The sequence below is a fragment of the Nostocoides jenkinsii Ben 74 genome (assembly GCF_001046875.1).
Classification (GTDB): Bacteria; Actinomycetota; Actinomycetes; order Actinomycetales; family Dermatophilaceae; genus Nostocoides_A; species Nostocoides_A jenkinsii.
Genome location: NZ_HF571038.1, coordinates 3,364,424 through 3,386,641 on the forward strand (window position 1 = coordinate 3,364,424; position 22,218 = coordinate 3,386,641).

Here is a 22,218-nt window from a genome sequence, read left to right on the forward strand (position 1 = left end):
TGCGGACAACTTGCAAGGTGTCCACAGTTGACTAACTGCTGCTAGCAGAAGTTCCTTGAACCGGGGGCCGGAACCAGGAACGCCCCCGACCGGGTGGGTCGGGGGCGTTGCTGAGCCGCTTGTCGGAATCGAACCGACGACCTATTCATTACGAGTGAATCGCTCTGGCCGACTGAGCTAAAGCGGCAGTGCGCCGAGGCGCGGAGACGAGTATACGGAACGGCCGGGCTCAGACCGAATCGCCGGTCAGCAGCGCAGTCCGTCCTGGGGGGCGGTGTCCTTGAGATAGAAGGTGTCGATGGCGTTGTCGATGCACGAGTTCGACCGGGTGTATGCCGTGTGGCCGTCCCCGTCAAAGGTCACCATCACGCCGGAGGAGAGTTGGGCGGCGAGGCGTTGCGCCCACTCGTAGGGGGTGGCGGGGTCGCGGGTGGTGCCGATGACTACGATCGGCGGGGCACCGTCGGCCGCGATGGGACCCGGCTTGCCGGTGGCGGGGATCGGCCACTTGCCGCAGGTCACTCCGGACCACGCCAAGAACGTGCCGAACACGGGTGCCTGGGCGCTGAAGTCCTTGGCGCGCTTCTCATAGACGGCGAGGTCGGGGCTGTCGCTGGAGTCCAGGCACGAGACCGCGCTGATGACCTCCATCATGTTGCCGGAGTAGGTGCCGTCGACATTGCGCTCGGAGTAGGTGTCGGCCAGGCCCATCAGGGCGGTCCCGTCGTTCTTCTCCATCAACGGCCGCAGCGCGCTGGTCAGCGTGGACCACATGCCTTGGTCGTACATCGCCGCGGCCACGCCATAGGCGGCCCAGCCCTCGGTGAGTTGCTTCACGCGGGCATCGCCCTCCACCCGGGCGGGAGTGGCGTCGAGTTTGCGCAGAAGCGCGCTCAGGCCCGTCATAACTTCATCGACGGAGCCTCCGAGCGGGCAGCCGTCGTCGATACAACTCTGCGCCCAGGCGCGTGTAGCCGTCTCGAAACCCTTGGCCTGGCCGAGCAGCATCTCTTCTTGAGTCAGGTCGGGTGCCATCGCGCCGTCGAGCACCATCCGGCCGACGTGGGTCGGGAACAACCCGGCGTAGGTCGCCCCCAAGAACGTGCCATAGCTCTTGCCGAGGTAGTCCAACTTCGCCGAGCCCAGCGCGGCCCGCAGGACGTCCATGTCCTTGGCCGCCTCGACGGTCGAGACGTGCTCGACCAGCGGCTGGGCGTTGGCCTTGCACGCCTCTCCGAAGGCCGCGGCGTTGGCCCCGAAGGTCGCCACTTCGGCGGGCGTGTCGGGGGTCGGGTCCTGGGCCAGCCAGTCATCGAGCTTCGCGTCGGGGATGCAGTCGATCGGCGACGAGGAGGCCACCCCGCGCGGGTCAAACCCGACGATGTCGTAGGCCCGGCGCACCGGTGCGCCGACGATGAAGTCGGCGTAGCGGGCATACTCAACGCCGCTGCCGCCCGGCCCGCCCGGGTTGACGACCAGCGAGCCGATCCGCGAGCTCTCCTTGCGCGCCGGGACCTTCAGCACCTTGATCTGCGTCGTCGGCCCGTCGGGCTTGGCATAGTCGACCGGCACGGTCAGGTAGGCGCATTTGGCCGAGGACCCGCAGTCGGTCCAGCTGAGCTTCTGCTCATAGAACTTGGCCAGCGGCTGCATCGCGCTCGGGACCGGCTGGGGGCTCGATGACGTCGACGAGCTCGACGAGCGGAGCGGATTGGTGCAGCCGGTGACGAGGAGCGCGGCCGTCACCGTGGCCGTCACCCCGGCCACGCCCCATCGCAGCACACCCAATCTCATCGGGCCCTGCCTCATCCCCACTGCCTCATCCCCGCTGCGCGCATGGCAGGACGTTAACCCACGCTCCGGACAACCAGCGGCGCACTCCCGTCGTCGACGGCCTCAACGCGGCAACTGCAGCGAGACCGCCATGGCCTCCAGGGCGAGCAGCGGCGGCACATTGGCCTCGATGCGCTCGCGCGCGAGCCCGATCGCGTCCATGGCCCGCAGCAACCCTTCGGCGCGAAAGGCCCGAGCCACCTGACCGACCAGCGCCTGGTTGTCCTGGTTGACCAGCGCGGCCTCCAGACCGAGCGCGACCACAAGAGCGTCGCGATAGACCGACAGCAAATCGACCAGCGACCGGTCGATCACGTCGCGGGTGAACCGCGTCGCCCGGGTCTTCTGGTCCTTCTCCAAGGCGACCAGCTGAGCCCGCACGTGCGGCGGTTGCGTCCGCGCGGCCGGATCGGCGCCGAGGGTCAACACGAGCCGCTCCCGCTCGGCGGTATTGCGCTCGGCGAGCGCCGCATCCTTTTCCTCGTCGGCGATGGCCACGAGATCGGCAGCGGCCCCGACGGCCTCCCCCACCCCGGTGATCTTGCCGGCGAGCGTGACGATCTGGCGGCGGCGGATGCGGGCACCTTCGTCCCGTGCCAACCGCCGGGCCAAGCCGATGTGGGATTGGGCGGCGCGCGCGGCATACAACGCCATCGGGGCCTCGATCCCGTCGCGGCGCTGAAGAAGCTCGGCCACCGCGGTCGCCGGGGGCGTGCGCAGCCGCACGTGGCGCGACCGACTGCGCAGCGTGATCAGGACGTCCTCGAGGGACGGCGCGCACAACACCCAGACGGTGCGGGCGCTCGGCTCCTCGATCGCCTTCAGCAACCCATTGCCGGAGTGCTCGTTGAGCCGGTCGGCGTCCTCGATGACGATCACCCGATAGCGCCCCACCGAGGGCGCTCGGGCCGCGAGCTGCACCAACTCCCGCGCCTGGCTCACTCGGATCTGGAGGCCGTCCGTCGCGACCACGTCGACATCGGCGTGCGTGCCTTCGTATGCCGTGTGGCACTCCCGGCAGTCACCGCACCCTCCCCGGGGGCATTCCAGGGCGGCGGCGAACGCCCGCGCGGCTACGGACCGGCCCGACCCGGGCGGCCCGGTGATGAGCCAGGCGTGCGTCATCATCGCCGGCTCCGCGACGGCCCGTGCGAGCAGCGCGACGGCGTCGTCTTGGCCGACGACATCGCGCCAAATGCCCCCGGCCGCCGTGGAGCTGGGTGAGAGGGTCATGACAGCACCCCCTCCACCTGCAGTCGCTCGAGCACTGTGGCGTGGATCTGCTCCGGCGAGGCGAGGCCGTCGACCAGGAGATAACGCTGCGGGTTGCCCCGCGCCATGGCCCCGAAATGCGCCCGGACGGCGTCGTGGAAACCGTCGGCCTCGGACTCCAACCGATCGTGCACGTCACCGCGCCGGCGCCGGCCCTCGGCCGCCGGCAGGTCGACCACGATCGTGAGATCGGGCACCAGGTGCCCGACCGCCCACATCTGCAACTCGTGGACGGCCTCCGCGCCGAGGTCGCGCGCCGCCCCCTGATAGGCGACCGACGAGTCGGTGTAGCGATCGGTGACCACCACCTGACCCAGTGCCAGCGCCGGGGCGATCACCTCGGCGACATGCTGGGCCTTGTCGGCGGCGAAGATCAGCACCTCAGCCCGTGGTGCCATCGCCGCGCCGTGCAACACCAGCTCCCGTAGTTGCCGCCCCAACTCGGTCCCACCCGGTTGACGGGTGATCACGACCTCGCGGCCGGCGGCACGCAGGACCTCCGCGAGCAGCGCCACCTGGGTGGACTTGCCCGCGCCGTCGCCGCCCTCAAAGGCGATGAAGTAGCCGTCCTGCATGCGCCCGACCCTAGCCCGCGGCACTGACATCCCCGAGGGGCAGCCCTAGATCCCCACCATCAACTGCCCACCGTCGCCACTTGCCGCAGACCGTCGCCGATGACCCGGCCCATGTCGTTGCGCGGCAACGCGTCGACGAAGAGCACCTGCCGCGGCACCCGCAACTCGGTGACCTCAAGCTTGGCGTACGCGATCAAAGCCGCCCCGTGAACCACGTCGGGATCGCGCGGTACCACGAAGGCGACGGGGCGGTTGCCATGCTCTCGATCCGGCAACCCGATCGCGGCGACTTCTCGCACGTCGGGGTGGTGCCCGAGGGCGCGCTCCAATTCGGCCGGGAAGACGTTCTACCCGCCGCTGATGACCACCTCGTCCTCGCGGCCGTCGACGAACAACAGTCCGTCGCGCACGTGCCCGAAGTCGCCGGTGAATTGCATGCCGTGGTGCTGCGCCGCGCGTCCGCTACCGTCGGCGTAGTCGGCCCGCGCCATCGGGTTGTGCACGAAGATGCGCCCGGTCACCCCGTCGGGAACGACGTGAAGGTCGTCGTCCAGCACGCTGACGCGAATGCCGGGGGGAGCCACGCCGACACTCTCCGGCGCCCGGCGCAGATCCGTCGGCGTAGCGATCGTCGCCACGCTGATCTCGGTCGTGCCATAGACGTTGTAGAGCACGTCACCGAAGGCTGCCATGAAGTCGGTGGTCATGCCGCTCGGGCACCGCGATCCACACGAGGCGACCACGCGCAACTCCCCCAGCGCGCGCACGCGACCGTCGGGGGGGGGGAGTTCGAGGATGCGCTGCAGCATCACCGGCACGGCGAACATCGCCTGGCAGCGATAGGTGATCAAGGCCTCGTATGCCGCGGCGGCCTCGAAGGTCCGCTGCAACACCAGCGTCCCACGCACCCCGAAGGTCAAGCTGACGGACGACATCCCCCACATGTGGTCGATGGGTGCGCTCGCGAGCACCACATCCCCGATGCGCAGATCGACGGCGTCGAGGAAGGCGACCAGAGCGGGCGACCAGCGCGGCATACGTCAGGCTCTCGCCAGTGTCGGCGTCGATGACGGCGAGTCGGTGGGGATCAAGGGCGGCGGCTTGCCGGACCTGGCCGGCCAGGCCCATCCCCCAGCGCGAGATCGCGCTCGCCTGGCGCCACGTGGCCTCGCCGAGGCTCGGGCTGACCACGCCGCGGCGCGCCAGGTCAGCCACTTGCCCAGGGGATTCATCGTCTACCCCTCCTCCCTTGGAGGACGGCTAGCGTTCTCCGGCGCTTAAGTACTCACCGGTACGTGCCCGGATCAGGCCATTTGTCAAGACCCGGCCCGGGACCGCGAATCAACCCCGCTTCGCGGCCGCCTTTTTCGCCGGGGCTTTCTTGGCCGTCCTTTTGGCGGCGGACTTGGTCGTCGTCTTCTTCGCGGTCGTCTTCCGGGTCGTCCGCTTGCGCGTCGACGGTCCGGCGGCCCGCTTCTCGGCGAGGATCTCGTATGCCCGTTCGGCCGTCAGCGTCTCGGGATCGTCACCCTTGCGCAGGGTCGCGTTGGTCTCCCCGTCGGTCACATAGGGCCCGAATCGACCGTCCTTGACGGTCACCGCCTTGCCGCTCACCGGGTCGGCGTCGAACTCGCGCATCGGCGGCTTGGCCGCTGCCCGTCCCCGCACCTTCGGCTCGGCATAGATCGCGACCGCCTCGTCCAGACCGATCTCTAGCAGGAGGTCCTCGCTCGCCAGAGTTCGGGAGTCGCTGCCCATTTTCAGATAGGGACCGTAGCGCCCGTTCTGAGCGGTGATCTCCTCACCCGTGCCCGGGTGCACGCCGACGACGCGCGGCAGGCTCAGCAACCGCAACGCCGTCTCCAGGTCGACCGTCGCCAGATCCATCGCCTTGAACAGCGAGGCGGTGCGCGGCTTGGGGACCGCGGTCTTCTTGATCGTCGCGCCTTGGTCGACCTTCTCGGGACGGACCTCGGTGACATACGGCCCGAAGCGGCCGGCCTTGGCGACGATCTCGAAGCCGGTCGCCGGGTCGACGCCCAGGACGCGGCCGTCCTCGGCGGACATCGCCAGCAGCGCGCGGGCACGCTCCGGGGTGAGTTCGTCAGGCGCGATGTCGTCGGGGATCGTGGCCCGCCGTGGCGGCGTGGCCGAGGCGCTAGCGCTGGCACCGGCGGGGTCGTCCGCGGCGACCTCCTCGACATACGGCCCATAACGCCCGACCCGCACCACGACGCCGTCGCCGATGTCGATCGTGGACACCGCCCGCGCGTCGATCATCCCCAGGTCGCTGACGAGATCGCGCAGACCCGAGTTGTCGGCGGCCTCGTCACCGAAATAGAAGCGCGTCAACCACTGGACCCGGTGCGCCTCACCGCTGGCGATCTGGTCGAGGTCGTCCTCCAGAGACGCCGTGAAGTCGTAGTCCACCAGCTGACTGAAGTGCTCCTCCATCAACCGGGTCACGGCGAACGCCAGCCACGACGGCACGAGCGCATTGCCCTGCGTCGAGACGTAGCCACGGTCCTGAATGGTCCCGATCGTCGAGTCGTAGGTCGAGGGCCGGCCAATCTTCTTCTGCTCCAACGCCTTGACCAACGTCGCCTCGGTGTAGCGCGGCGGCGGGCTCGTCTGGTGCCCCTCCGCTTCGACCCGCTCGGTCGTCAGCGACTCCCCCTCGCGCAACTGCGGCAGGCGACGCTCCTCCTCGGCCGCGAGCTTCGCGGCCTTCTTGCGTCGGGTGTCCTCCTCGTCCCGTCCTTCTTCGTATGCCGCGAGGAAGCCTCGGAAGGTGATCACGGTTCCGCTCGCGCTGAACTCCGCCAGCCGCCCGTCGGGCAGGTCCCCACCGACCTTCACGGTGGCGGTGGAGCCGACGGCATCGGCCATCTGGGAAGCCAGGGTGCGCTTCCACACGAGGTCGTAGAGCGCCAGCTCCGACCCCCGCAGCTCGGCCGCGAGTTGCGCCGGGGTCCGGAAGGTCTCCCCCGCCGGCCGGATCGCCTCGTGCGCCTCCTGCGCCGCCGCATTGGAGGAGGTGTATCGGCGAGGCTTGTCCGGGACGGAGGATGCACCATACAACTCCCGCGCCTGCGCCCGAGCCGCCGTCAAGGCGGTCTCGGACAGCGCGACCGAGTCGGTACGCATATAGGTGATGTAGCCGTTCTCATAGAGGCGCTGCGCGGTGCGCATCGTCTCCTTGGCCGACATCCGCAGCTTGCGTGAGGCCTCCTGCTGCAGCGTCGAGGTGATGAAGGGCGCCGACGGCCGGCGGGTGTAGGGCTTCTCGCTGACCGAGAGCACACGGACCGCTGCGGTCGGCATCGCCGCGGCGATCGCCTCGGCGTCCTGCTGTCCAAGGTGGACGACCTTCGCGCTGGTCAGGGCGCCGGCGTCGTCGAAGTCCCGGCCGCTGGCAACCCGCTGCTCACCGAGCGCGGACAGTCGAGCGGTGAACAGCTCCTGGTTGCCGGTGGCGAAGTCGGCCTCGACATCCCAATAGGACGCGGAGTGGAACGCCATCCGCTCTCGCTCGCGCTCGACGACGAGGCGGGTGGCGACGCTTTGCACCCGACCGGCCGACAGACCGGCCCGGACTTTGCGCCACAGAACCGGCGACACCTCATACCCATAAAGCCGGTCGAGGATGCGGCGCGTCTCCTGAGCCTCGACAAGGTTGGCGTCGATCTCGCGGGTGCTGGCGACGGCGCGCTGAATCGCCTCTTTGGTGATCTCGTTGAAGACCATCCGCTTGACCGGGACCTGGGGCTTGAGGGTCTCCAGCAGGTGCCAGGCGATCGCCTCACCCTCGCGGTCCTCATCAGTGGCGAGGTAGAGCTCGTCGGCGTCCTTCAGCAGGCGCTTGAGTTCGGCGACCTTCTTCTTCTTGGCCGCGTCGACGACGTAGTAGGGCTGAAAGCCGTTGTCGACGTCGATGCCGAACTTGCCGAACGGACCCTTCTTCATGTCCGCGGGCAACTCCGAGGGCGTCGGGATGTCCCGAATGTGCCCCAACGATGCCTCGACGTCGAAGTCGGGCCCGAGGTATCCGGCGATCTTGCGCCCCTTGGGAGGAGACTCGACGATCACCAGCTTGCGCCCCGCCACTTGACCACTTGCCTTTCCTGCCACTGCATCGGCAGACCGCCGAGTGCACGCGGTGAGACCGTATAACGCACTGTCAAGTCGGGTCGAAGCAGGTGGACAGTTCAGTTTTCAACTAACTGGGCTAGGATGGCCGTATGACCGCTCGCCCGCCCGTCCTTTACCTCTCCCACGGCGCCCCGCCCCTCGCGGACGACCCCATCTGGCCCGGCCAGTTGCAGGCCTGGTCCGCGACGATCGAGAAGCCCACGTCCATCTTGATGGTCTCGGCGCATTGGGAGGCCGCCCCGATCACGGTGAGCGCGAGCGCCGGCCAGGTCCCGCTTCTTTATGACTTCTGGGGCTTCCCGCGCCATTACTACGAGGTGACGTATGCCGCGCCCACCGCCCCGGGGTTGGCCGCCTCCGTGGACCGGTTGCTGGGCGGGGTCCACCGCGACGAGAGCCGCGGCCTCGACCACGGAGCGTATGTGCCGCTGGTCGAGATGTTCCCCGACGCCGACGTCCCCGTGCTGCAGCTTTCGCTGCCGACGCTCGACCCGCGGCAACTGTTCACCGTCGGTCAAGCGCTCGCGCCGCTGCGTGACGAAGGGACCCTCCTCGTCGGATCGGGGTTCACCACCCATAACCTGCGGTGGTTCAACCCGCACGCTCCCGCGGACGCGCCGGCGCCGACCCCGTCGTCGGAATTCGACCACTGGGCCGCCGAGGCGATGGCGAGCCAGGATGTCGACGCCCTCCTGGACTTCGCCGTGCGCGCCCCGGCCGCCACCATCGCCCACCCGCGCACAGAGCACTGGGCGCCGCTCTATGTGAGTCTTGGCGCGGCATACGCCGGAGGAAGCCTGGAGAGCCAAAGCGTGATCGACGGGTTCTGGTTCGGACTGTCCAAGCGATCGTGGCAGTTGACCTGACCTTGCTGCCGTTGCGGAACTGGGATTCCTTGCGGCGCGGCCCCTTTGGGTCTCAAGGTTCGCCCTTTAGCATTCTGCGAATGCGCCGCCATCGCCTTGCAGTAGCCACCACCCACCGCTGTCGTGGCGGTGAGCCTGCTCACAGGGTGTGCCTCCTCCACCGAGATCCGCGGCCTCGACGACGTGTCGACCACCGGCACCGCGGCGCCGTCGGGCACCAGCACCTCCGGGAGCGGGACTCCGTCGTCGACCTCCACCGCCACCTCGGGGAGCCCGCGCCAGGTGACGATCACCGCGACCGGCGATGTCCGCGTCGATGCCGCCATCCGCGCGTCGGCGGAGCGGGCGTCCGGCACGGCCGGAATCTATGACTTCGACGGCATGCTGGCGGCCATTCGGCCGATCGCGCGCGGGAGCGATGTCGCGCTCTGTCACCTGGGCACGCCGCTGAGCGCTTCGGATATCGACCTCAGCGTCGCCGACAGCACCGTGCTCAACGCGCCGCGTGAGGTCGCGCGGACGTTGGCCTGGGCGGGTTTCACCGGGTGCGATGGCGCGTCCGCGCACGCCTATGACCTGGGAGTCGACGGTTTGGCCGACACCTTCCGGGTCTTCCAGGAGAACGGCCTGGGCTACGCCGGACCGGGGGCGGCGCAGTCCAACGGCCGACGTGTGGCCACCTACCGCACCGACGCTGCGACGGTGTCGCACTTGGCCTACACCTATGCCGTCTCGGGGGACGAAGCCGACGCCTCGGCCCCGAGCGAGGCCCGTTGGCTCAAGCGATCGCTGTGGCCGTCCGTCAAGGCCGACGGCATCATCGCGGACGCGGCCGCGGCGCGGGCGGCCGGGGCCGATTTCGTCGTGGTGAGCCTGAATTGGGGGGCGACTGCGGCGACCGAGCCGACCGATTCCCAGAAGGAGTTCGCCACCTCACTGCTCGACTCGGCCGACATCGACCTGGTGATCGGCACGAACCCGCGGGCCATCCAGCAGTGCGCCAAGATCAACGGCAAATACGTCTTCTACAGCCTTGGCGAATTGCTCGCCGACGGCCAGGACACCGAGGGCCTCACCGCCCGAGTGACCTTGACCCGGGACGCCTTCGGCAATGTCGACAGCACGGCCGGCTATCTCGCCACCACGGTCGCGCAGAACCGCCACATTGCGACCCCCGTGGTTGCCGATACCGACGCGAAGGCCGCAGACCGGATCGCCAAGGCGTTGGGCGACGCCACGACCTGCCCGACCGCTCCCCTCCCCTGAACGGCGCCCGCCGCGGGCTTAGCCTCGACACCGTGCGCCGCCGTCCCAGCCTCGTTCTCGGCCTTGCCGTCGTCGCCCTGGCCGCCTGCACCGCGACGTCGCCGACCCAGCCCTCCGGGACCAGCGGCCCCTCAGCCGCAGCGTCTTCGACGGGCGGCTCCACCACCAGCAGCGCCCCCGGCCCCACGGCGCACCTGTCGCTGGGTGCCACGGGTGACCTCCTGACGCATGTCGCCGTGCGGCGCAGCGCCGAGGCGTATGCCGGTGCGGCCGGCTCCTACGACTTCGCCCCGATGTTTCGCGATGTCGCCTCGATGATCGCCGCGCCCGATATCTCGCTGTGCCACATGGAGACGCCGCTGACCTCGACCGACACCAACCTCACCCGATCCGGGATCCTGGTCTTCAACACCCCTCATGAACTCATCGATGCGGTCCGCACAACCGGCTGGGAGGGCTGCGACTTCGCGAGCAACCACACCTGGGACATGGGCCTGGCCGGGCTGCGCGACACCATCGACGTGTTCGACAAGGCCAAGGTCGGGTATGCCGGGGCCGGTCCCGATGCCGAGCACCCCCGGCGCGTCGCCATGTATGCCGCGAACGGCCTCACCGTCGCCCATCTCGCCTACTCCTACACCGTCTTCAACGACTTCGGCCCCAACACCAAGGTCCCCGACGACGCTCCCTGGATGGGTGAGTCCCTGTGGCCCCTCGTGGGTGCTGACGGCATCCTCACCGACGCCAAGAAGGCCCGGGCGGAGGGCGCCGACCTTGTCGTGGTCAGCCTGCATTGGGGCGCGCAGTATGTCTCCGAGCCGACTCCGGAGCAGAAGGAGCTGGCCAAAGCGCTGCTGTCCTCCGACGAGGTCGATCTGATTCTGGGCACCCATGTCCACGTGGTGCAGCCGTGCGAGCGCATCAACGGCAAGTACGTCTTCTACGGGCTCGGCAACTTCCTGTCCAACCAATCCCCCCAGGTCGACGCCACCCTCATCCCGCAGACCCAGGAAGGAGTGGTGGTGCGGGTCGACTTCGACCGGGACGCGAGCGGCAAAGTGACTCAGCGCGCGGCATACCGCCCGACGAAGGTGAACCTCACCGGGCACGTGGTCGAGCCCGCCACCCCGCAGACGAATCCCGTGACCTTCGATCGGGTGACCAAGACGCTCGACGCGGACGGTTGCGGGCTCACTACTTTGGATTGAGGAAGGCGGCTGGCTTAGGTGACGATGCCCGCGGCGATCCAGCTGCGCAGCACCGGCAGCAAGCGGGCCGTGAGGTCGACCGCGTCTTCCTCCAGCAACGCGGCGATCGCCGTCAGCGCGGCGCCGGCGGTGAGTTCGCCGTCGGCGACGGACAGGAGCGCGGCCGCCGCCGTGTCGATTTCTTCCGTATGCCGCAGCCCTCCTCCCTGGCGAACCCGGATCACGCGCGGGTCGGCCTGGCCGGGGATGAAGTGGTGCTCAACCGTCACGTCCGGGGCGGCCGTCCACGCGGTCGCGAGGACGTCGGCATCATCGTGCTCGGCCAGCCAGACGCGTGCCGTGAGCCCGCGATCGACCGACGGGCCCATCGGTGTGGCAATCGGGCCGCGGACGTCCTGCAGGACGATGAACGGCTCGCGGTCGGTGGTCGGACGGTGCAGAGTGACCACGCCGAGGCCGATCGCGGCCACGTCGCGGGCGGCGAAGTCGGCCAGCCACGCGGCATACATCCGGTTGAACTCCGAGCTGCCCGATTGGTGACCGCCGTCGCGGACCCAGGTCTCGGCATAGCTCGCCGGGTCCTGGACCTCCCGCTGAACCACCCAGACGTCGACGCCGCTCGCCCGAGCCCACTCGTGCACGCGCGTGGTCCATTCCTGGCCGGTCGCAATCTCCCAGTTGCCGAGAAGTTGGGCGACCCCGCCCGGCTCCAGGTGGGCCCCCAGCCCGGTGACCAGGTGCTCGACCACGGCGTCGCCGTGGCCGCCGGCGTCGCGGTACTCGTAGGTCGGCAAGCCCGCCTCCCGCGGGGTGATCACGAACGGCGGGTTGCTCACGATCAGCTCGAAGCGCTCGCCCTGGACCGCGTTCAGAAGGGAGCCGGCGCGGAGGTCCCAGTCCTGGCCGTTGAGCGCCGCCGTGAGGGCGCAGTAGTCGAGCGCGCGCTCGGAGATATCGGTGGCGACGATCTCTGCGGCGTGGGTGCTGAGATGCAGCGCCTGAACGCCGCATCCGGTGCCGAGGTCGAGCGCCCGGGTGACCCGGCGGCGCGGGGTCCACTGGGCCAGCGTGGTCGACGCCGCGCCGATGCCGAGGACGTGATCGGGGGCCAGCGGCGCGCGGGTGGCCGCCTCGCCCTGATCCGAGACGACCCACCAGGTGTGGGCCTGATCGCCATACGGTCGCAGGTCGACCGAGGCGACCAGTGCGTCCCCCTCCCAGTGCCCGAGCCCGAGGCGCACGACCCCGTCGGCGCTCAGGCGCGGGAGGGCACGATCGACGAGTTCGGCCTCGACGGGGTCGCCGAGGGTGAACAGTCGCACCAGGATCGCGGCCGGGTCGCAGCTTCCCCGGGTGATCACCTCGGCCGGGAGAACTTGGTCCCGGCTCAGGGCGCCATGCGCGACGGGTCCCAGCACCTCGCGGAGTCGGTCGACAGTGAAGTCGGCGGCGGCGAGGTCGGCGCGCAGCGCGGCCACCAGGGCGGGGTCAGCGGTGCGCGGCATACGCGTCGATCGCCTCTGAAGCCAGCGCCGTGCGCTCTTCAGTCGGGAAAGCCGGCTCGGCGGCGCGGCGCTCCGGCGCAGGTATGGCCGTGTCCGGCGCCCCAGCTTTCTCGATCGTGGGGGTGCGTGACTCCGGCCACGACGCCTCCGCGAGGAGGCCCAGCAGGCGGACGCCGACCGCCGCGACGAAGAAGCAGTCCGCGAGCAGTTCGAGGCACTCCTCCGCGGTTTGCTCCAGCCGCTCGACGTCCAGCGGCATGGTCGAGGGGTCGATCGAGTCCATGCCGATGGAGACGGCCGCGATCAGCGCACCCAGGCCGAAGAGCACCAACGCCACCCGGTCGGTGCGCAGGGCCCGCAACACGAACGGCAGGACACAAAGGCCGGCCACGGCAGTCAACAGCATCTGGAAGTCGCCTGGGGCAAGCCACGTAAGGCCGGGGATTCGGATGTCGCGTGGAGCAAAGATCCGATCGCGCAGCCGCTCGTGCAGGGCAAACCGATCATCGAGGGCGAGATAGGTGAAGCCGAGGGCCAGCGCGAGATAGGGGAAGCGAGCCGTGAAGCGCCATTCGCGCACCGACCCGATGACGGCGATGACACCGCAGCCGGCCGCGGCGACGATGAGCAGCACCGTCTGCAACCAGGTCATCGGTGTCTCTTCGAGCGCGATCCACTTCCAATACTCGGGGTAGCGCGCGGCGGCGAGCCCGGCCGGGGCCGCGATCGCGAGCATCATGAGTAGGACCACGAGCCGGATGCGGGCGCGACCGATGGCAGAAGGCATGGGCCTACCTTGCCAAAGGGAGCAGCTTAGGCCGCGCAGACACGACATGCACCGGGCAGCCATCGGCAGCCGCGGCGATGCTGCTTGCAAACATCTCGGCACCCCGGGCAAGCACTTCGTCGCGCCACCAGGCGCTGTGGGCGCTCTGCAGGACCCGGCCCTCGTCCAGCAGGAGCCGATCGGCCGGATGCCCGGGATCGAAGCAGACCTCATCGACCGCATAGCCCCGCAGGTCTTCACGCAGGAGCGCGGCGCGCATGGCTTCTTGGTCGACCAGCACCGGGCGACCCACATTGACAACGAACGCATCGCGATGCAGCAGCGCGAGCTCGGAGCCACCCAGGATCGGAACCGTGCCCGGCACGGTCGAGGCGGTGACGGCGACGAAGTCAGCCGCGGCTAGGGCGTCGTGGAGCCCGAGGACGGGCATCCCGCCGGTGGCGGCGCGCGCCCGAGCGGCCGGGTCGATGTCCACGCCAAGGACCCGCATACCCAGCGCGCCGGCGAGAGCGGCCAGGCGGGTGCCGATGCGACCGAGGCCGATGACGGCCAGGGTTCGGCAGGTGATCTCGACACCTCGCAAGGAGACATCGGCGGCGACCCGGCCTCGGGCCCGGTCGTTGGCGAGGTGAATGCGTGTCGCCGAGGCGAAAATCAACCCAAGCGCGTGCTCGGCGACGGCATTCGTCGCGTACTCCGGCAGCGTCGACAAGGTGACTCCGCGATCGGCCAGTGCAGTCACGTCGATGTGCTCGTACCCGGTCGCGTAAAGCACCACATGCCGCAGGTCGGGCAGATCGTCGAGCAGGTCCGGGGTCAGGCGCGGCAGGGTCACATTGGTGGCGGCGAGGACGGTGGCGCCCCGCAGCAACTCGACGGCCGTCGTCCGGTTTGGCGCGGTCTGCCGCTGCACGAACTCGACCGTATGCCGCCGCCGCAGCCTCTCGATCGCGTGCGCCGGCAGACTGGCGCACCCCGCTCGGCTGATCACCACAACCTTCGCCATGAGCCCCGTCCCCTTCCCGTCGGCGGCTACGTCGCCGCTTTTACCACCAGACGCACGAAGCGCCGAAACGGTTGGCCGAGAATGAAACTAGGGCCCGGCGGGGAGCGCTTTTGCGCACCCACACCGGGCCCTTGACCATTTCGTTATGTCAAACCCGCAGGTCGCGCGGGCGTGACCTCCAGCCTCAGCGCTGGTAGCTGGGCGGAACCACGTCGTCCGCGTCGGGCGTCGGGCCCTCGGCGATCTGGGCGCTGGTGAGTTCCGGGGCGGCACCGCTCTCGCGCATCGTGATGGCCTGCTGCACCGAGGCGTCGTCGGCGATCGAGATCGAGCGGCGCTTGGAGACGGCCACGGCCGCAACCACGACGAGGAGGGCCGCCGCGGCGATGGCGAGCCGGATGCCCGTGTTGGCGTCGGCGCCGATGCTCAGGGTCACGATCGCCGGGGCGATGAGCACCGACACGAGGTTCATGACCTTGATCAGCGGGTTGATGGCCGGGCCAGCGGTGTCCTTGAACGGGTCGCCGACGGTGTCGCCGATGACGGTCGCGGCGTGCGCATCGCTTCCCTTGCCACCGTGGTGACCGTCCTCGACCAACTTCTTGGCGTTGTCCCAAGCGCCACCGGCATTCGCCAAGAAGACGGCCATCAGGGCACCGGTGCCGATGGCACCGGCCAGGAAGCCGGCGAGAGCGCCGATGCCCAGGCCGAAGCCGACCGCGACGGGCATCAGAGCCGCAAGCAGACCGGGGGTGGCGAGTTCGCGAAGCGAGTCACGCGTGCAGATGTCGACGACCTTGCCGTACTCCGGCTTGGCGGTCCCCTCCATGATCCCGGGAATCTCGCGGAACTGGCGGCGGACCTCGAAGACGATGGCGCCGGCCGCGCGGGTGACGGCGTTGATGGCCAGGCCCGAGAACAGGAAGACCACGGCCGCACCGATCAGCAGACCTACCAGGGTCTGCGGGGCGGTGACCATCGCGCTGGCCTCAGTCCAGTACTTCGCGACCTCCTCCTGCGACATATTGCTCAGGTCGGGGTCGGCGCCGATCCACGCGGCGGTGTAGGAGCCGAAGAGCGCCGTGGCAGCCAGGACTGCGGTGGCGATGGCGATGCCCTTGGTGATGGCCTTGGTGGTGTTGCCGACCGCGTCCAGCTCGGTGAGGATCTTGGCGCCTTCGCCGTCGACGTCACCGGACATCTCCGCGATGCCCTGAGCGTTGTCGGAGACCGGGCCGAAGGTGTCCATGGCGACGATGACGCCGACGGTGGTCAGCAGACCACAGCCGGCGAGGGCGACAAGGAATAGGGCCAGCGCGGTGGCGCCGCCACCGAGGAGGTAGGCCAGGTAGACCGCGCCACCGATGATGGCGGTGGTGTACACCGCGGACTCCAGACCGATCCCGATACCGGAGAGCACGACGGTGGCCGGGCCGGTGAGCGAGGTGCGGGCGACGTCGTTGACGGGCTTGTCCTCGGTGCCGGTGAAGTAGCCGGTCAGCCAGAGGATGACGCCGGCCAGGACGATGCCGATGATGACGGCGGCGAGCGCGATCCGGCGCGGGTCCCCGTCCAGGGCCGCAACGGTGGCGTCGCTGGAGCCCAGCTCGGCGAAGGTCTTGGGCAGATAGGTGTAGGCCGCGATAGCGGACAGAACCGTCGAGACACCGGCGGCGATATAGAAGCCGCGGTTGATCGCACGCAGGGCGTTCTCGCCCGCGCGGGCCTTGGTGACATACACGCCGAGGAGGGCCGTGAGGGCACCGATCGCCGGGATGATCAGCGGGAAGACCAGGCCGAAGGAGCCGAACGCGATCGAGCCGAGGATGAGGGCCGCGACGAGAGTCACGGCATACGACTCGAAGAGGTCGGCGGCCATGCCGGCGCAGTCGCCGACGTTGTCGCCCACGTTGTCGGCGATGGTGGCGGCGTTGCGGGGGTCGTCCTCGGGGATGCCCGCCTCGACCTTGCCGACGAGGTCGGCGCCCACGTCGGCGGCCTTGGTGAAGATGCCGCCGCCGACCCGCATGAACATTGCCAGTAGGGCCGCGCCGAAGCCGAAGCCTTCGAGGACCTTGGGAGCGTCGCCCTTGTAGAGGATGACGACGACGGAGGCGCCGAGCAGGCCGAGGCCGACGGTCGCCATACCGACGACACCGCCTGTGCGGAACGCGACCTTGATGCCGTCGTCACGGTTGCCGCCGCGGGCCGCCTCGGCGACGCGCACATTGGCCTGAACCGCCAGGCTCATGCCGAGATAGCCGATCGAGGCCGAGAACAAGGCACCGACGACGAAGAAGATGGAGCGTCCCCACAGGACGCCGGAGGTCGGGGCCGGCAGGGCGAGAAGGAGCACGAACACCAGCACCACGAAGATGCCAAGTGTGCGGAACTGGCGGCGCAGATAGGCCTGCGCGCCTTCCTCCACGGCGGAGCCGATGCTTTGCATCGACGGGGTTCCGGGGCTGAAAGACAGAACCTGGCGCCGGAAGACCATGCCCATGACCAGCGCAATCACCGCGATGGCGGAGACGGTGTAGGTCAGGGTGAGATTGCTTCCGGTCAACTCCAGGCCTGCTGCGGAGCCATCGGCCCAAGGCAGCATCGGCACACGGGCAGTCATTCGCCATCCTCCTCGATGGGATTGGTCAGGCCCTCACTGGCGCGTCGCGGGCGGACACGCTGAGGCCGAGATCGGGGCAAGGCTACCTGCCGTGCCGGTCAGGCCCGAACCATCGGGCAGTGGAGTGTGCCGCGGCTCACACCTGCGGCGACTCAACGCCGATGGCCGCGAGCGCGGAGTCAAGAGCGTCATGAATGTGGAACACGGCGTCGAGGCCCGTAACGGCGAAAACCTGGAGCACCCGCGGCTCAGTGACGACGAGGTGCAGTGCACCACCACGCATCCGGGTGTCCTTCAGTTTGCCGACAAGAACACCGAGGCCGCTGGAGTCCATGAAGGTCACCGCGGAGAGGTCAGCGATGACTCTCGGCGTCGAGTCGCCGAGGGCGGACGCCAGTGCCGCCCGCATGAGGCGGGCGTTGTGGGAGTCGACCTCTCCGGTGACAGCGACGATGACGACACCGTCCTGCTGCCGGACATCGGCGCTGAGCATGTGGGGAACTCCTAGGCGACTCGTCTGACGGCTCCGAACAGGTGTCGGTGCCGGGGCATACGGTAGACCACAGATGGACAGGATCAAAGACAATCCCGCAGGTCAGGGTGCTGCGGCCGGTCAGCGGGCCCGACCTGGGCCGATGGCGGCACTGACGTCTGCCCTCGACGGTCCGAGGGACCCGCGGCTGCGACATCACCAGCGCGTTCCTGCGCGCGTGGCGAGGAGCGTTGCGCTGCCCGCCTGGGTCGATCCCGGATTGGCGATGGCCCTGCGCGGCGAGGGCGTCGATCGGCTGTGGACGCACCAGGCGCAGGCGGCCGAGGCAGCGTGGAGCGGGACGCATGTCGTCATCGCGACCGGGACCGCCTCGGGTAAGAGCCTGGGCTATCTGCTCCCGGCGTTGACGGCCGCGGCGCAGGGGGCGCACGCGCCTGGTGGTCGCGGCGCCACGGTGCTTTATCTCGCTCCGACCAAGGCGTTGGGGGCCGATCAGGCCGCCCGGATCGGCGCGCTCGCCGTCCCCGGTGTGCGGCACGCGACGTATGACGGTGACACCCCCAGCGACGAGCGGCGCTGGATTCGCGAGCACGCCAATGTCGTTCTGACGAATCCCGATCTCGTGCATCACTCACTCCTGCCGCGGCACGAGGCCTGGGCGCCTTTCCTGCGCGCGCTGCGATTCGTCGTGATCGACGAGTGTCACGCCTACCGGGGGATCTTCGGCTCGACCGTCGCGCTGGTGCTGCGGCGGCTGCGGCGGGTCCTGGCGCGCTATCGCGCCGCCCCGACCTTCGTGCTCGCGTCGGCGACCGTGGCCGAGCCGGCCGAGCATGCCAGCACCTTGATCGGTATGGCGGTGGCTCCCGTCACGGACGACGGCTCACCCCGCGCGGGGCTCGACTTCGTCTTGTGGGAGCCACCGGTGGTCGAGACCGGCGGCGGGCAGCGTCGCCGCTCGGCGGCCGCGGAGTCGGCCGGTCTGCTGGCATCCCTGACCGGTGCCGGCGTGCAGACGTTGACCTTCGTGCGCTCGCGGGCGGGGGTGGAGTCGGTGGCCGCGGCAGCCGGCCGGGCGATCGCGGTGGCGGGTGGCGACGCCGGGACCATCGCGGCATACCGCGGCGGTTATCTGCCCGAGGAACGGCGCGAGTTGGAGGCGCGGCTACGTTCGGGAAGCCTGCGTGGCCTCGCGGCCACGAATGCCCTCGAACTCGGTATCGACATCCACGGCCTGGATGCCGTGGTCATGGCGGGGTGGCCGGGACGGTTGGCGTCGGTGTGGCAGCAGGCCGGTCGGGCCGGTCGGCGAGGTGGCGACGCGCTAGCCGTGCTCGTCGCCAACGACGACCCCCTCGATGCCTATGTGTTGGATCACCCCGAGGTTGTCTTCGACGCCCCGGTCGAGCGGACGATCGTCAACCCGGACAATCAGCGACTTCTCGCCGGCCAGCTGTGTGCCGCGGCCTTCGAGCGCCCCATCACCGAGGCGGATGAGGCCATCTTTGGTCCGTCGATGGAGCCGGTCTTGCGTGATCTGGTTGCCGCCGGGTCGCTGCGGCGCCGTCCGACGGGCTGGTTCTGGCCGCTGGACACGCCCCCGGAGCCGGCGTCCTTGCGGGCCGGTGACAAGGTCGTGGCGATCGTCGAGGAGCGCAGCGGGCGCGTCATCGGCACGGTGGACCGTTCGTCGGCGCTGCTGCAGGTCCACCCTGGGGCGGTCCACCTGCACCAGGGGACGACGTACGTGGTCACCGATCTCGATCTCGACGATGCGGTGGCCAAGGTCGTCCGCGGCGATCCCGGCTGGTCGACGATCGCTCAGTCACGGGCGGCATTCGAGTTGGCCGAGCCGCGGTCGGCGGCGGAGCGTGGCGACGGCCTGCGCTGGGCCCTCGGCGAGGTGATCGTGCGATCGCAGGTCGTCTCCTTCCAGCGCCGACTGCCGACGGGAGAGGTGATCGGACAGCATCCCCTCTCGCTGCCGGCGCAGGAACTCCGCACCGAAGGGGTGTGGTGGACCATGGATCCGCAGGCCCTCGCCCGCGCCGGCATCGCGCCAGAGGCACTGCCCGGCGCGGCCCATGCCGCCGAACACGCGGCCATCGGCATGTTGCCGCTCTTCGCGGCCTGCGATCGCTGGGACATCGGTGGGGTGTCCACGGCCGAGCATCCGCAGACCGGCCTGCCGACGATCCTGATCTACGACGGCTTCCCGGGTGGTGCGGGGTACGCCGCATACGCGCACACCATCGGTGACGAGTGGTTGACCGCGACGCGCGAGGCCGTCGGCCGATGTGACTGCGCCACTGGTTGCCCACGCTGCGTGATGTCGCCCAAGTGCGGCAACGGCAACAACCCCTTGGACAAGCACGGGGCGGTGCGGCTGCTGGAGTTCTGCGCGGCGAGGTTGCGGGCACCGGGGTCGAGGGCGACGGGGTCGAGGGCAACGACGATGCCTGCGGATGGACAGGTCGGCATCGCCGGGTGAATCCCGATGCCCGGTTCGACGGCTCGCGGCGGATAAAGTCGGAGCATCGGCTCGGGCAACGGCACGGGCGGAGCGGGCTTCGGCAGGGCGTCGGGGCGCAACGCAAGGAGACCAACAATGATCGTCATCGGCCTGTTGTTCCTGGCCGCCGTGGGTGTCGCGGGCGCCTGGCTTTATCTCAGCACCGCCAACGACACCTCGACCCAGGTCTACGACTTGAGCGCGTGGGGTATGACGATCGGGTTCCGCCCGATCACCCTGTTGATTGCCGGCATCGGTCTCACCCTCGGCCTGATTCTCGGGCTCGGCCTCATCCGGGCCGGCCTCTCGCGGAGCCGGCGCCAGCGCCGGGAACGCAAGGAACTGGCCCGCACGGCGGAGGCGAATCGTCAGGCGGCGGAACAGGCCGCCTCCCGTCGGCTCGAGCAGGAACGCTCGCAGCGCGGCGGTCTCGACATCGATCCGATGCGGCGAGCCGAGAGCAACACCCCTCGCCAGTTCACCGGGCCCAGCGACGGTGAAAGCTCGCACACCGCGCCGCCCCCGCCCCCGCGCGGCTGAGGCAAGGCGGGCCATGGTCTGAGGGCAGCATGGTCTGAGGGCAGCATGGTCTGAGGGCAGCATGGTCTGAGTCACAGACTTCCGATGACCTCGACGAGTTCTGGGTGGGCCGCCGGTCACGGGCGGGACCCGACCAGGAGCGGTCCGGCGCGGGCGACGGCGCTGGTGGTCCGAAGCCCGAGAATCGGCACGCGAACCGTCACCGTCGTCGTGATCTCCGCCCGACCCGCGGCCGTGATCGTGCACCCCGCGGGGACGGCGTCATTCCGACGCGCGACCTCGGCGCCAGCCGCGCAGGCGCGCTCCGGCGTGGTGCCCCGGAGGTAGGCCCCCGAGGCCGCAATCGACCCCAAATCGGCCGCTCCCCGAGCCGCCGCATTGGCCTGCACCGCGGTGACGACCGCGAGCGACCCGGGCAGCAAGATGGCGAGCGCTCCAATGACCAGCAGCGTCATCAGCGTCCCCGAGCCCCGGTCAACTCCGAGTGCGTCCGAGGTGTCCTCGCCTGAAGTGGGTGCTGACTCGCGACGGCGCTGGCTACTCACGACCCGTCCGTTCGGTGGGAGCCACGGACCGACCGACTCCGGCAACATCGATCCCGAGGCGGGCGAAGAAGGCCCGCTCCGGCGCCCGCACCGTTACGGTCACGGTGCCACTCCCCCGGGAGACCTCGACGCGGGAGCCACCCGGCGCGGCGGCCAAGGCGCCGGCGACGACCTGCGCCGGGCTCTCGGATCGGGCCGCCAGGCGGGCGCCGACACGGGCGGCCTCGGCGCACCGGACGTGATCGATCCCGGTAGCCAGCGCCGTCACGCCGGCGGTGAGGAAGAAGACGACTGCGAACATCATCAGCGCCACTTCGAGCGTGACGATGCCCGCCTCGACGCCCCGTGGGGCGGACCGCTGACGGGCCCGCCCCACGCGCTGAATTGTGCTCATCAGGTCACGGCCGCTGGCTGAAGGCCGACTTGAGGATCGAGGCGACGCCCTCCTTGCCGACGGTGCCGAGGACGGCGAGCGCCGCGATGACGAAGGCGCAGACACAGAGGGTGACGAGCGCCCACTCGGCCGTGGCCATGCCTTCCTCCGCCTTGCGGTGCGCCGCATCCTGAAGCCGCAGGACCGTGACGTCATATTTCGCCGCGAGCTTGGTGGTCATGACTGGTAACCCCTTTCGGTTGTGGCCGACCCCCTGCCGGCCTGTGACCAACCCTGCGCCGCATCCCCGGCCCGGGGCTAGCAGAGCCGAAATGCCCTGTGGATCAACGGAAAAGCTGCTTTGCCGAACCCTGTGGACAACCTGGTCACGGCGAGCTAACGCACCGCTAGGTCAGACGTTTCGACACGCAGAGGTGCCGAAACGTCTGACCTTGTTGGCGGTCGGCAGGCGGTCACGCACCGAGGCGCGTGGGGGCAAGGGCGAGCACCAGCGGCAGCATGGTCGTCAGGGCGAAGGCCGGCAGGAACATCGCCGCCAAGGGCAGCAGCAGCATGGTCCCGGCCTTGCCCGCGGCGGCTTCCAGTCGCGCCCGCTCGCTCGCCTGCAGGCGCCGAGCGGCCGCCCTGACGGCGCCGGCGGG

General features: G+C 69.6%; 19 protein-coding genes, 1 tRNA gene and 1 pseudogene. 5 read left to right on the forward strand and 16 right to left on the reverse strand.

Going from position 1 to position 22,218, the window contains the following annotated elements; all coding sequences use genetic code 11:
- Window positions 1–113: 113 nt before the first annotated feature.
- The 7 genes from BN13_RS16040 to topA form a co-directional block, all read right to left on the reverse strand.
- A tRNA-Thr gene (locus BN13_RS16040) sits at window positions 114–187 on the reverse strand.
- A 59-nt stretch (window positions 188–246) separates the two neighbouring features.
- The gene (locus tag BN13_RS16045) at window positions 247–1,794 is read right to left on the reverse strand and encodes an alpha/beta hydrolase (protein ID WP_048548187.1); all 1,548 of its coding nucleotides are present in this window, start codon (window positions 1,792–1,794) and stop codon (window positions 247–249) included.
- A gap of 102 nt (window positions 1,795–1,896) precedes the next feature.
- A complete protein-coding gene (locus BN13_RS16050; RefSeq protein WP_048548188.1) occupies window positions 1,897–3,066 on the reverse strand; it encodes a DNA polymerase III subunit delta' in 1,170 nt (389 codons plus the stop codon).
- Complete coding sequence (tmk, locus tag BN13_RS16055) at window positions 3,063–3,680, reverse strand: dTMP kinase (protein WP_048548189.1); 618 nt, start codon at window positions 3,678–3,680, stop codon at window positions 3,063–3,065. The genes BN13_RS16050 and tmk overlap by 4 nt, the downstream gene beginning before the upstream one ends.
- Before the next feature lie 59 nt (window positions 3,681–3,739).
- Entirely contained in the window at window positions 3,740–4,009 is a 270-nt protein-coding gene (locus BN13_RS16060) for an AMP-binding enzyme (protein ID WP_048548190.1), read from the reverse strand.
- 18 nt (window positions 4,010–4,027) lie between these two features.
- Entirely contained in the window at window positions 4,028–4,717 is a 690-nt protein-coding gene (locus BN13_RS16065) for an AMP-binding protein (protein WP_048548191.1), read from the reverse strand.
- Window positions 4,718–5,021: 304 nt separating this feature from the next.
- Window positions 5,022–7,787 carry a type I DNA topoisomerase gene (gene topA / locus BN13_RS16070; protein WP_235434088.1) on the reverse strand — a complete coding sequence of 922 codons (2,766 nt, stop codon included), beginning with the start codon at window positions 7,785–7,787 and terminating at the stop codon, window positions 5,022–5,024.
- A gap of 134 nt (window positions 7,788–7,921) precedes the next feature.
- On the opposite strand from topA, the gene BN13_RS16075 reads away from it, so the two are divergent.
- From BN13_RS16075 to BN13_RS16085, 3 genes are all read left to right on the forward strand, one after another.
- Entirely contained in the window at window positions 7,922–8,698 is a 777-nt protein-coding gene (locus BN13_RS16075; protein WP_048548193.1) for a dioxygenase family protein, read from the forward strand.
- Between the two features lie 129 nt (window positions 8,699–8,827).
- Entirely contained in the window at window positions 8,828–9,964 is a 1,137-nt protein-coding gene (locus tag BN13_RS16080; RefSeq protein ID WP_048548194.1) for a CapA family protein, read from the forward strand.
- A gap of 32 nt (window positions 9,965–9,996) precedes the next feature.
- Entirely contained in the window at window positions 9,997–11,172 is a 1,176-nt protein-coding gene (locus tag BN13_RS16085) for a CapA family protein (RefSeq protein WP_048548195.1), read from the forward strand.
- A gap of 14 nt (window positions 11,173–11,186) precedes the next feature.
- On the opposite strand, the gene BN13_RS16090 is transcribed toward BN13_RS16085, so the two are convergent.
- From BN13_RS16090 to BN13_RS16110, 5 genes are all read right to left on the reverse strand, one after another.
- Entirely contained in the window at window positions 11,187–12,677 is a 1,491-nt protein-coding gene (locus BN13_RS16090) for a DUF7059 domain-containing protein (RefSeq protein ID WP_048548196.1), read from the reverse strand.
- Window positions 12,661–13,464, reverse strand: coding sequence for a hypothetical protein (locus BN13_RS16095; protein WP_048548197.1), 804 nt, complete (start codon window positions 13,462–13,464; stop codon window positions 12,661–12,663). The genes BN13_RS16090 and BN13_RS16095 overlap by 17 nt, the downstream gene beginning before the upstream one ends.
- 4 nt (window positions 13,465–13,468) lie before the next feature.
- Complete coding sequence (locus BN13_RS16100; protein WP_048548198.1) at window positions 13,469–14,470, reverse strand: NAD(P)-dependent oxidoreductase; 1,002 nt, start codon at window positions 14,468–14,470, stop codon at window positions 13,469–13,471.
- Between the two features lie 184 nt (window positions 14,471–14,654).
- Complete coding sequence (locus tag BN13_RS16105; RefSeq protein ID WP_084733829.1) at window positions 14,655–17,093, reverse strand: sodium-translocating pyrophosphatase; 2,439 nt, start codon at window positions 17,091–17,093, stop codon at window positions 14,655–14,657.
- Between the two features lie 136 nt (window positions 17,094–17,229).
- On the reverse strand, window positions 17,230–17,586 hold the full coding sequence (locus BN13_RS16110) for an STAS domain-containing protein (protein ID WP_048548199.1): 357 nt from the start codon (window positions 17,584–17,586) through the stop codon (window positions 17,230–17,232).
- A gap of 142 nt (window positions 17,587–17,728) precedes the next feature.
- Here BN13_RS16110 and BN13_RS16115 point away from each other — a divergent pair, with 142 nt between their 5' ends.
- Window positions 17,729–20,077, forward strand: coding sequence for a DEAD/DEAH box helicase (locus BN13_RS16115; RefSeq protein ID WP_084733830.1), 2,349 nt, complete (start codon window positions 17,729–17,731; stop codon window positions 20,075–20,077).
- A gap of 117 nt (window positions 20,078–20,194) precedes the next feature.
- A complete protein-coding gene (locus BN13_RS16120; RefSeq protein ID WP_048548201.1) occupies window positions 20,195–20,638 on the forward strand; it encodes a hypothetical protein in 444 nt (147 codons plus the stop codon).
- A gap of 116 nt (window positions 20,639–20,754) precedes the next feature.
- Here BN13_RS16120 and BN13_RS16125 read toward each other — a convergent pair whose 3' ends face one another.
- The 4 genes and pseudogenes from BN13_RS16125 to BN13_RS19745 form a co-directional block, all read right to left on the reverse strand.
- A complete protein-coding gene (locus BN13_RS16125; RefSeq protein ID WP_084733831.1) occupies window positions 20,755–21,231 on the reverse strand; it encodes an Rv3654c family TadE-like protein in 477 nt (158 codons plus the stop codon).
- A complete protein-coding gene (locus tag BN13_RS16130) occupies window positions 21,176–21,559 on the reverse strand; it encodes a TadE family type IV pilus minor pilin (RefSeq protein WP_053079833.1) in 384 nt (127 codons plus the stop codon). The genes BN13_RS16125 and BN13_RS16130 overlap by 56 nt, the downstream gene beginning before the upstream one ends.
- 22 nt (window positions 21,560–21,581) lie before the next feature.
- On the reverse strand, window positions 21,582–21,797 hold the full coding sequence (locus BN13_RS16135) for a DUF4244 domain-containing protein (RefSeq protein ID WP_048548203.1): 216 nt from the start codon (window positions 21,795–21,797) through the stop codon (window positions 21,582–21,584).
- Between the two features lie 232 nt (window positions 21,798–22,029).
- A pseudogene (locus BN13_RS19745) lies at window positions 22,030–22,218 on the reverse strand (type II secretion system F family protein); the annotation flags it as partial.

Excerpts from the sequence above, each read along its gene's own strand:
- tmk (WP_048548189.1), bottom strand. The coding sequence starts at position 3,680 with ATGCAGGACGGCTACTTCATCGCCTTTGAGGGCGGCGACGGCGCGGGC.
- BN13_RS16050 (WP_048548188.1), bottom strand. The coding sequence starts at position 3,066 with ATGACCCTCTCACCCAGCTCCACGGCGGCCGGGGGCATTTGGCGCGAT.
- BN13_RS16125 (WP_084733831.1), bottom strand. The coding sequence starts at position 21,231 with ATGTTGCCGGAGTCGGTCGGTCCGTGGCTCCCACCGAACGGACGGGTC.
- BN13_RS16065 (WP_048548191.1), bottom strand. The coding sequence starts at position 4,717 with ATGCCGCGCTGGTCGCCCGCTCTGGTCGCCTTCCTCGACGCCGTCGAT.
- BN13_RS16115 (WP_084733830.1), top strand. The coding sequence starts at position 17,729 with ATGGCGGCACTGACGTCTGCCCTCGACGGTCCGAGGGACCCGCGGCTG.
- BN13_RS16120 (WP_048548201.1), top strand. The coding sequence starts at position 20,195 with ATGATCGTCATCGGCCTGTTGTTCCTGGCCGCCGTGGGTGTCGCGGGC.
- BN13_RS16095 (WP_048548197.1), bottom strand. The coding sequence starts at position 13,464 with ATGCCTTCTGCCATCGGTCGCGCCCGCATCCGGCTCGTGGTCCTACTC.
- BN13_RS16105 (WP_084733829.1), bottom strand. The coding sequence starts at position 17,093 with ATGACTGCCCGTGTGCCGATGCTGCCTTGGGCCGATGGCTCCGCAGCA.
- BN13_RS16045 (WP_048548187.1), bottom strand. The coding sequence starts at position 1,794 with ATGAGATTGGGTGTGCTGCGATGGGGCGTGGCCGGGGTGACGGCCACG.
- BN13_RS16100 (WP_048548198.1), bottom strand. The coding sequence starts at position 14,470 with ATGGCGAAGGTTGTGGTGATCAGCCGAGCGGGGTGCGCCAGTCTGCCG.
- BN13_RS16075 (WP_048548193.1), top strand. The coding sequence starts at position 7,922 with ATGACCGCTCGCCCGCCCGTCCTTTACCTCTCCCACGGCGCCCCGCCC.
- BN13_RS16110 (WP_048548199.1), bottom strand. The coding sequence starts at position 17,586 with ATGCTCAGCGCCGATGTCCGGCAGCAGGACGGTGTCGTCATCGTCGCT.
- BN13_RS16090 (WP_048548196.1), bottom strand. The coding sequence starts at position 12,677 with ATGCCGCGCACCGCTGACCCCGCCCTGGTGGCCGCGCTGCGCGCCGAC.
- BN13_RS16135 (WP_048548203.1), bottom strand. The coding sequence starts at position 21,797 with ATGACCACCAAGCTCGCGGCGAAATATGACGTCACGGTCCTGCGGCTT.